Origin of the sequence: Streptomyces sp. SID5910, from assembly GCF_009862125.1 — a bacterium.
GTDB lineage: Bacteria > Actinomycetota > Actinomycetes > Streptomycetales > Streptomycetaceae > Streptomyces.
In genome coordinates, this window is record NZ_WWHX01000968.1 from 1 (window position 1) to 9,177 (window position 9,177).

Consider the following 9,177-nt stretch of genomic DNA (forward strand, 5'->3'; position numbering starts at 1 on the left):
TGCCGTCGGCGGTGAAGCCGATCACGGTCATCAGGTGGCCCGAGGTGCCGTATCCGGCCCCGGTCAGTTCCTTCTCCAGGAAGGACTGGGACGTTATGGCCGGGATGCCGGCCGCGATCAGCGTCTCCAGGTCGGTCAGGGAGCCGAGGCGGGTGACGACGCCCTGGAGGCCGGGGAAGGTGGCCGCGTAGGCGGCGTTGAAGGGCCAGTTGCCGCAGCCCGCGTACTGGAAGTCGTACGTGTACCGGGCGGCGTGGCAGACCTGCGGGTCGGCGTAGGACGGGTCGACCCAGGCGAGCTGCTGTTTGGTGAGCCGACCGCCCCAGTACTCGACGATCATCTGCGAGGAGGTGGGGCTGCACCAGGCCTCGCCGCCGTTGTCGTACTCCGGGTACTGGCCCTTGTGGATCTCCTGCGAGTAGCGCGGGACGCGCAGTTCGCCGGCGAGGCCGGGAGCGGAGGCGGGGACGGTGAAGCGGTCGGGGATGTCGGCCCGCGGCAGGAAGACACGGTCGATCGGGTCGAAGACCGGGTCGTAGGGCGGCCAGTCCTCCAGCAGACCGGCGGCCGACTGCTCACCGCTCGGCACCAGGTCCGGCTTCACACCGAAGGCGATCAGCGCCTTGGCGGTCTGCTCGCCCACCGCCGCGACCTTGATGCCCGCGAAGGCACGGGCGTCGAGCCCGTACTCCTCGAACTTCTCCCGGACCGCCTTCACCGCGTTGACCGACGTGAACGCGATCCACTCGTAGCGGCCCGTCACCAGGCCCTTGACCGCCCGCTCCATCTGCTGCGGGGTGCGCGGGGGCTCGACCGCGATGGTCGGCACCTCGTGCGGCACGGCCCCGTACGACCTCAGCTGGTCGGAGAGCGACGCCGCCTGCTCCTTCGTCCGCGGCACGAGGACCTTCCAGCCGAACAGCGGCTTGGACTCGAACCACGACAACTGGTCGCGCCGGGCGGAGGCGCTGCGCTCGCCGACCACGGCTATCACCGGGCGGCCGCCATCCGGGGACGGCAGCACCTTCGCCTGCTTCAGCGTCTGCGCGACCGTGCCCAGCGTCGCCGTCCAGGTGCGCTGCCGCGTCGTCGTACCGGCGATCGTCACCGTCAGCGGGGTGTCCGGCTTGCGGCCGGCCGACACCAGCTCACCCGCGGCCGCCGCCACCGAGTCCAGCGTCGTCGACACGACCACCGTCCCGTCGGAGGCGCCCACCTCGGTCCAGCACCGGTCCGACGCCGTACGGGCGTCCACGAACCGCACGTCCGCGCCCTCGGCGTCCCGCAGCGGCACACCGGCGTACGCGGGCACGCCGACGGCGTTCGCGATGCCCGGGACGACCTCGAAGGGCACCCCGGCCGCGGCGCACGCGAGCATCTCCTCGGCGGCGTACGTGTCGAGCCCGGGGTCCCCGGTCACCGCACGCACGACCCGCCTGCCGCCCCGCGCGGCCTCCATGACAAGATGTGCGGCATCCCGCACAGCGGGGACACCGACGGCCGTTGACGCCCCGTCAACTACCGTCAGCTGGGGCGTGCCTGCGCCCGGATCCGACGGATCGGCATCCGTGTGCACCTCGGCGACGCCCTGCCTCGCGTGCGTCCGTACGACGTCGAGCACCTCGTGCTCGGCGACGAGGACGTCCGCGTTCGCCAGCGCCTCCACGGCGCGCAGGGTCAGCAGTCCCGGATCTCCGGGTCCGGCACCGAGGAAGGTGACGTGCCCGTGTTCGGGACAGGCGGGAAAGGTGGTGGGGCTCACTGTGCTCGCTCCCCCATCAGACCGGCCGCGCCCTGGGCGAGCATCTCGGTGGCGAGTTCGCGACCGAGTGCCAGCGCCGCCTCGTGCGTCTGGGGCACGGGACCGGTGGTGGACAGCTGCACCAGCGTCGAGCCGTCGGTCGTGCCGACGACGCCGCGCAGGCGCATTTCCTTGACAGTCTGCCCGTCGGCCAGGAGGTCGGCCAAGGCACCCACAGGGGCGCTGCAACCGGCCTCCAGGGCGGCGAGCAGTGACCGCTCGGCCGTCACGGCGGCCCGCGTGAACGGGTCGTCGAGCTCGGCGAGCGCGGCGATCAGCGCAGCGTTGTCCGCGGCGCACTCGATCGCCAGTGCCCCCTGGCCGGGGGCGGGCAGAACCGTGTCGACCGACAGGAAGTCGGTCACCTCGTCGATGCGGCCCACCCGGTTCAGTCCGGCGGCGGCCAGCACGACGGCGTCCAGCTCCCCGCTGCGGACGTATCCGATGCGGGTGTCGACGTTGCCCCGGATCGGGACCGTCTCGATCTCCAGCCCGTGCGTGCGGGCGTACGCGTTGAGCTGGGCCATGCGGCGCGGCGCGCCGGTGCCTATGCGCGCCCCGCTGGGCAGGTCGGTGAACTTCCGCGCGTCCCGGGCGACGACGACGTCCCGCGGGTCCTCGCGCACGGGGGTGGCCGCCAGGACCAGGCCCTCGTGCTGTGCGGTGGGGAGGTCCTTGAGCGAATGAACCGCGAAGTCCACGTCACCCCGCAGCAGGGCCTCGCGCAGCGCGGCGACGAACACGCCCGTGCCGCCGATCTGGGCCAGGTGCTCGCGGGACGTGTCGCCGTACGTGGTGATCTCGACGAGCTCCACAGGCCGTCCGGTCACCTGGCTCACGGCATCCGCCACCTGCCCGGACTGGGCCATGGCGAGCTTGCTCCGCCTCGTCCCCAGTCTCAGTGCCTTCTCAGTCATGCCGGCCCTCGGTTCTTCTCAGTGCTGTTCTCGGTCCGCGAGACGGAGGCCACCGTCTCCTGGTCGAGGTCGAACAGGGTGCGCAGCGCGTCCGCGTACCCGGCGCCGCCCGGTTCGGCGGCGAGCTGCTTGACCCGGACCGTCGGCGCGTGCAGCAGCTTGTCGACCACACGCTTGACGGTCTGGGTGATCTCGGCGCGGTGCTTGTCGTCGAGACCAGGCAGCCGCCCTTCCAGCCGGGCGATCTCACCGGCGACGACGTCGGCGGCCATGCTGCGCAGGGCGACGACGGTGGGCGTGATGTGCGCGGCCCGCTGGGCGGCACCGAAGGCCGCGACCTCGTCGCCGACGATCCGGCGGACCATGTCGACGTCGGAGGCCATCGGTGCGTCGGCCGAGGCCTCGGCGAGCGACTCGATGTCCACCAGGCGCACCCCGGCCAGCCGGTGCACGGCGGCGTCGATGTCGCGCGGCATGGCGAGGTCGAGCAGGAAGAGCACGGGCTGCGGGCGCGGCACCTCGGCGACCGGCTCGGGCCGGCGGCGCTCGGGGATCCGGCCGACGCTCGCGGCCGTCGCGGCCAGCGCGGTGATCAGCTCGGCGTCCGCCCCGGCGCCGGGCCGCCCCGCCTCGCGCGGCCGGTCCACGACCGCACCGCCGGCGGCCCAGGCACCGTGCTGCTCCAGCGTCGCCGCGTCCATCCCGGCCACGGCGGCCTCCCCCATGACGGAGAAGCCGGTCGGCACGGAGGACAGGTCCAGCGGACAGTTCTCGTCGGCGGCGGCGCCCGGCAGTGGCGTTTCGGCGCTCTCCGGTACGGCGGTGGGGCGGGCCTCGTCGGAGGCGGGCACGGCCACGGCCGCGGGCGCGCCGGTGCGGCCCTCCACGGTCGCCGCCACGGCGTCGGCGGTGAGGACGAGACCGGTCGCCCCGGTGCAGGAGACGGCCACGTCGGCACGTGTCAGCTCGGCCGGCACCGTGTTCATCGGTACCGCGCGGGCCAGCACGTCCGTGTCGTCGCCCTCGGAAAGGATCTCGGCGAGCCGCTCGGCCCGCTCGAAGGTGCGGTTGGCGACCACGATCTCGGCGATCCCGGCCCGGGCCAGCGTGGCGGCGGCCAGCGACGACATCGAGCCGGCGCCGATGACCAGCGCCTTCTTGCCCCGCGCCCAGGTCTGGACGTCGGCTCCCGCGGCGAGCTGCTCCAGGCCGAAGGTGACCAGGGACTGCCCGGCGCGGTCGATGCCGGTCTCGGAGTGGGCGCGCTTGCCGACCCTCAGCGCCTGCTGGAACAGGTCGTTCAGCAGCCGGCCGGCGGTGTGCAGGTCCTGGGCGCGGGCCAGGGAGTCCTTTATCTGACCGAGGATCTGACCCTCGCCCACCACCATCGAGTCGAGCCCGCAGGCCACCGAGAAGAGGTGGTGGACGGCCCGGTCCTCGTAGTGCACATAGAGATAGGGAGTGAGCTCGTCCAGGCCGACCCCGCTGTGCTGGGCGAGCAGCGTGGACAGCTCGGCGACACCGGCGTGGAACTTGTCCACGTCGGCGTAGAGCTCGATGCGGTTGCAGGTGGCCAGCAGCGCGGCCTCGGCGGCCGGTTCGGCGGCGACGGTGTCCTGGAGCAGCTTGAGCTGCGCGTCCACGTGCAGCGAGGCCCGCTCCAGGACGCTGACGGGGGCACTGCGGTGGCTCAGCCCGACGACGAGGAGGCTCATGCCGGCATCACGGCGGGCACGTCCCCGTCGGGTCCCTGCTCGGCGGAGGGCTGCTTGCGGGCGGCGACGGGCGGCACGGCACCGGCGTCGGACGCGGCCTCCTCACCGGCCTTGCGCTGCTCGTGGAAGGCGAGGATCTGCAACTCGATGGAGAGGTCGACCTTGCGCACGTCGACGCCCTCGGGGACGTTCAGCACGGTCGGCGCGAAGTTCAGGATGGAGGTGACACCGGCGGCCACGAGCCGCTCGCAGACCTGCTGGGCGGCACCGGCGGGGGTCGCGATCACACCGATCGAGACACCGTCGTCCTGGATGATCTTCTCCAGCTCGTCGGTGTGCTGCACGGGGATGCCCGCGACGGGCTTCCCGGCCATCTGCGGGTCGGCGTCGATGAGCGCGGCGACGCGGAAACCGCGGGACGCGAACCCGCCGTAGTTGGCGAGGGCGGCGCCGAGGTTGCCGATGCCGACGATCACGACGGGCCAGTCCTGGGTCAGCCCGAGTTCGCGCGAGATCTGGTAGACGAGATACTCGACGTCGTAGCCGACGCCCCGGGTCCCGTAGGAACCGAGGTAGGAGAAGTCCTTGCGCAGCTTCGCGGAGTTGACTCCCGCCGCGGCCGCCAGCTCCTCGGAGGAGACCGTGGGGACCGAGCGCTCCGACAGTGCGGTGAGGGCTCGGAGGTACAGCGGAAGCCTGGCGACGGTGGCCTCGGGAATCCCTCGGCTGCGGGTCGCCGGTCGGTGTGCTCGGCCAGTTGCCACGGTGCTCCTGCGGGTAGAGCGGGGCTGTAGGCGGTCATACGTCCCTACATGACCGCCCCGTCGAATGCAGGCTATGTCTTTGTGAACGCGTGCACAAAGATGGTGTCCGATTTGCCCGGCCAACGTGACCGGGGTCACGCGCTCCCGGCGCACGAGATGGGAACCGGCGCATACGCACCCGCGTTCCTCTCCCATCGGGGGCAAAGCCGCTCACGCTCCTCACGATCAACGCCCCCGAGACCATGTCGCCATCGATCCTAAGCGACCATCCGGACTACTTGTACTGCTCGGTCAGTGCCTTGCGCAGGCGCTCCTCGTTCACACGCCAGAAGGTGTGCTGCCTGCCGTCGACCAGCACGACCGGGATCTGCTCCCAGTACTGGTCATGGAGCCGGCGGTCCTCGGTGATGTCCTTCCCCTCCCAGGGGACGCCGAGTTCGGCACACACCTTCTCGACGACGAGCTGTGCGTCATCACACAGATGACAGCCGGGTTTGCGGATGAGGGTGACGAGATGGTTCTCGGAGTGCGCAGGGGATGGCGGGTGCTCGGCGGTCTCGGGAGCTCCGGGCGCCTGCGGGGCCCGGCGGCGGAACAGGGGGCTCATGTCCGCCATTCTCGCGCGGACCCGGCCGGACGCGGCCCCTCGGCCGGCGACCGGACCGCCTGCGGGACCGGCAACCCGACGCGCCCGTCCGCCCGGCCCTTTAACGACACCGTCGCCCAGAGTTCACGGCTCCCCACCCTCTCGGGTCCGAAGCCTCCGAACAAACTGGCTATGCTCACGGGCATGGCCGCTCTCGGATGGCTCACCCCCCGCAGGCGCTCCGCCACGGCGCGGAGCGTGTTGGCCGGCGAGGCCTCGGCGGAGGCCGCCCGCAAGTCCACCCAGGACCTTCCCGACACCGCTCAGGGTGAGGAACCGGAGTTCCCCGTCCACGGCGACGACCGCGCCGCCGCCTTCTTCGACCTCGACAACACCGTCATGCAGGGCGCCGCGCTCTTCCACTTCGGCCGGGGCCTGTACAAGCGGAAGTTCTTCGAGACCCGCGACCTCGCCCGGTTCGCCTGGCAGCAGGCGTGGTTCCGCCTCGCCGGCATCGAGGACCCCGAGCACATGCAGGACGCCCGCGACTCGGCCCTGTCGATCGTCAAGGGCCACCGCGTCTCCGAGCTGAAGTCGATCGGCGAGGAGATCTACGACGAGTACATGGCCGAGCGGATCTGGCCCGGCACCCGCGCCCTCGCCCAGGCCCACCTCGACGCCGGACAGAAGGTCTGGCTGGTCACCGCGGCCCCGGTGGAGATCGCCCAGGTGATCGCCCGCCGCCTGGGCCTGACCGGCGCGCTCGGCACGGTGGCCGAGTCCATCGGCGGCGTCTACACGGGCAAGCTGGTCGGCGAGCCGCTGCACGGCCCCGCCAAGGCCGAGGCGGTACGGGCACTGGCGGCGGCCGAGGGCCTGGACCTGTCCCGCTGCGCCGCCTACAGCGACTCCCACAACGACATCCCGATGCTGTCGCTGGTCGGCCATCCCTACGCGATCAATCCCGACGCCAAACTGCGCAAACACGCTCGCGAACTCGAGTGGCGGCTGCGCGACTACCGCACGGGCCGCAAGGCGGCCAAGGTCGGCATCCCTGCCGCCGCGGGCGTCGGCGCCGTGGCGGGCGGCACGGCGGCGGCCATCGCGCTGCACCGCCGCCGCCGCTGATCCGGGCCGACCTACCCCCGGAGGACCCCCTTCAGTCCTCCTCTTTCACATCGAGCACAACCCGCACTGTAGCCACCAGGAACCCGAACCGTTTCGGTCGTCAAGCGATCAAACTGCTGCACCTGACCGGGCGTCAATCGGCTACAGAAGCGACGTAATCGATGATTTGAGCAACTGGGCGTAGCAGCACCTGTACGAAGCGTTATTCTCCTCAGACGCAATCCGGTACCCCACCTTCGCTACGACGGGTGAATGGTTCCGTACTGCACGTGATGGAAGCTCTGCCTCTGGGAGTCCCGTGTACCCACACGTCGGGGTTGACGCCTCGGGCCTGGCTACGCTGCGCGCAACGGTCAAATCAGCCCAGGACCTGTTGCGCGTCTTCGTCCCCACCGCGTACGCCGTCCCCGCCCTCGCGGCGGCCACCGCCCCCGTCGGCCCGTGCTATGCACTGGCCGAGGGCAGCGCCGCCGTCGGCAGACGCGCGCGCTCGTCCTCGTCCGGGGCCGCCGCCACCCACCGCCGCCCCGCCGCGGACAGCGACAGCGCCCGCATGATGGACCTGGTCGAACGGGCCCAGGCCGGCGAGGCCGACGCGTTCGGGCGGCTCTACGACCAGTACAGCGACACCGTCTACCGCTACATCTACTACCGCGTGGGCGGCAAGGCGACCGCCGAGGACCTGACCAGCGAGACCTTTCTGCGGGCCCTCAGGCGCATCGGCACCTTCACCTGGCAGGGGCGCGACTTCGGCGCCTGGCTCGTGACCATCGCCCGCAACCTCGTCGCCGACCACTTCAAGTCCAGCCGCTTCCGGCTGGAGGTCACCACCGGCGAGATGCTCGACGCCAACGAGGTCGAGCGCTCCCCCGAGGACTCCGTCCTCGAGTCCCTCTCCAACGCCGCCCTGCTGGAGGCCGTACGGCGGCTCAACCCGCAGCAGCAGGAGTGCGTCACGCTCCGCTTCCTCCAGGGCCTCTCGGTCGCCGAGACCGCCCGCGTCATGGGCAAGAACGAGGGCGCCATCAAGACCCTCCAGTACCGGGCCGTCCGCACCCTCGCCCGACTGCTGCCGGACGACGCCCGCTGAGTCCCCGGCGCCCCCGAGGCGCCACCACCCTCCGCATTCCCCAAGTCACCTTTGGTCACCGTGTGTTGAGAGCCCGGTCCGGTCCTCCGTCGTCCGTAACCCAAGTGCCGCGCCGCTCGTTGTGCGGGATGCAGGCTCCCTGTGGTCACTCCCCGACCGGCTCCCACCACACCTTCGTGTGGATCCGTCCGGGGCGTGCAACCCTCAGGACCCCCTGGGGAGTCGACCGTGATGACGAGAGGAGGTGCCGCCAGTGATCGCGAACGTATCGGCGCACCGGCGGGCGAACGCCTTCGCCCAGGCTCTGGAGGAGCAGTCCGATCCCGGGGCGGCGGCCGAGCAGTCCGAAGGACCGGCACCCGCCGGGGCCGTCGCGGAACAGACCGAGCAGGGACGTCTGCTGTCCCTCGCCGCCGGCCTGGAGACGCTGCCCCGGCCGGAACTGGATCCCGAGGTCAAGGTCGTCCAGCGGGCCCAGCTGGTGGCCGCGTTCGAGGCCATGATGCAGGAGGGCACCGCGGGCGGCGGGGCGACGGACCCTTCGGTGCCCGAGCAGCGCCGGGCCCGCGGCGCCCATCGGGCGACCCCACTGGGAAAGTTCCGGCCGCGCTCCCGGCTGGCCAAGGGCCTCACCGCGGGCGGACTGAGCGTGAGTGTCGCGGCCGGAGCCTTCGGCGGAGTCGCCGCTGCCAGTTCGGACGCGCTGCCCGGTGACTCGCTCTACGGCCTCAAGCGGGGCATAGAGGACTTCCGGCTCGGCCTCGCCGACGGCGACGACGAACGCGGACGGGCCTACCTCGACCTGGCCTCCACCCGGCTGAACGAGGCCCGTCGTCTCATGGAGCGCGGCCGCAGCGGCCCCCTCGACCACGAGGCCCTCGGCGAGGTCCGCCGCGCCCTGTCCGGCATGCGGCACGACGCGTCCGAAGGTCACCGCCTGCTCAGCGCGGCCTACGCCCGCGACCCCGAATCGCTCGCCCCCATGCAGGCGCTCTCCGCCTTCTCCCGCTCGCACCGGGAGACCTGGAGCAGCCTGCGCGACCGGCTGCCCGTGCAGCTCGGGGACGTCAGCGAAGAGGTGTCGTCGGTGTTCGACGCCATAGAGCAGGACGTCGCCCCGCTGGAGTCCCTGCTGCCGAAGCCACCGGCCCAGCAGGGCACCCCCGGCGACGACGA

The 9,177-nt window shown here is 71.9% G+C and carries 8 protein-coding genes; 3 read left to right on the top strand and 5 right to left on the bottom strand.

The annotated features are described in order from the left end of the window. The 5 genes from GTW67_RS34745 to GTW67_RS34765 form a co-directional block, all read right to left on the bottom strand. Window positions 1–1,762: SAM-dependent methyltransferase (locus tag GTW67_RS34745; protein WP_161168700.1), on the bottom strand; the 1,762-nt coding region annotated here is incomplete at its 3' end. Continuing rightward, window positions 1,759–2,718 carry a hydroxymethylbilane synthase gene (hemC, locus tag GTW67_RS34750; RefSeq protein WP_161168701.1) on the bottom strand — a complete coding sequence of 320 codons (960 nt, stop codon included), beginning with the start codon at window positions 2,716–2,718 and terminating at the stop codon, window positions 1,759–1,761. The genes GTW67_RS34745 and hemC, both read right to left, overlap by 4 nt. Further along, window positions 2,715–4,433, bottom strand: coding sequence for a glutamyl-tRNA reductase (locus GTW67_RS34755; RefSeq protein WP_161168702.1), 1,719 nt, complete (start codon window positions 4,431–4,433; stop codon window positions 2,715–2,717). Before GTW67_RS34755 ends, hemC begins: the two co-directional genes overlap by 4 nt. Further along, window positions 4,430–5,197: a redox-sensing transcriptional repressor Rex gene (locus GTW67_RS34760; RefSeq protein ID WP_161168703.1), complete on the bottom strand. Its 768-nt coding sequence runs from the start codon at window positions 5,195–5,197 to the stop codon at window positions 4,430–4,432. The genes GTW67_RS34755 and GTW67_RS34760 overlap by 4 nt, the downstream gene beginning before the upstream one ends. Before the next feature lie 274 nt (window positions 5,198–5,471). Continuing rightward, complete coding sequence (locus GTW67_RS34765; protein WP_161168704.1) at window positions 5,472–5,813, bottom strand: glutaredoxin family protein; 342 nt, start codon at window positions 5,811–5,813, stop codon at window positions 5,472–5,474. A gap of 174 nt (window positions 5,814–5,987) precedes the next feature. Between GTW67_RS34765 and GTW67_RS34770 the strand changes: the two genes are divergently transcribed. The 3 genes from GTW67_RS34770 to GTW67_RS34780 form a co-directional block, all read left to right on the top strand. After that, window positions 5,988–6,911, top strand: a complete 924-nt coding sequence (locus GTW67_RS34770; protein WP_161168705.1) for an HAD family hydrolase — start codon at window positions 5,988–5,990, stop codon at window positions 6,909–6,911. A 298-nt stretch (window positions 6,912–7,209) separates the two neighbouring features. Then, window positions 7,210–8,001: an ECF subfamily RNA polymerase sigma factor, BldN family gene (locus GTW67_RS34775; protein WP_161168706.1), complete on the top strand. Its 792-nt coding sequence runs from the start codon at window positions 7,210–7,212 to the stop codon at window positions 7,999–8,001. A gap of 253 nt (window positions 8,002–8,254) precedes the next feature. Then, window positions 8,255–9,177, top strand: a 923-nt coding sequence (locus tag GTW67_RS34780) for a DUF5667 domain-containing protein (RefSeq protein WP_161168707.1), incomplete at its 3' end; no start/stop codon positions are given.

Bases quoted from the DNA above. Each gene is read 5' to 3' on its own strand.
- GTW67_RS34770 (WP_161168705.1), top strand. From the start codon at position 5,988: ATGGCCGCTCTCGGATGGCTCACCCCCCGCAGGCGCTCCGCCACGGCG.
- GTW67_RS34755 (WP_161168702.1), bottom strand. From the start codon at position 4,433: ATGAGCCTCCTCGTCGTCGGGCTGAGCCACCGCAGTGCCCCCGTCAGC.
- hemC (WP_161168701.1), bottom strand. From the start codon at position 2,718: ATGACTGAGAAGGCACTGAGACTGGGGACGAGGCGGAGCAAGCTCGCC.
- GTW67_RS34765 (WP_161168704.1), bottom strand. From the start codon at position 5,813: ATGGCGGACATGAGCCCCCTGTTCCGCCGCCGGGCCCCGCAGGCGCCC.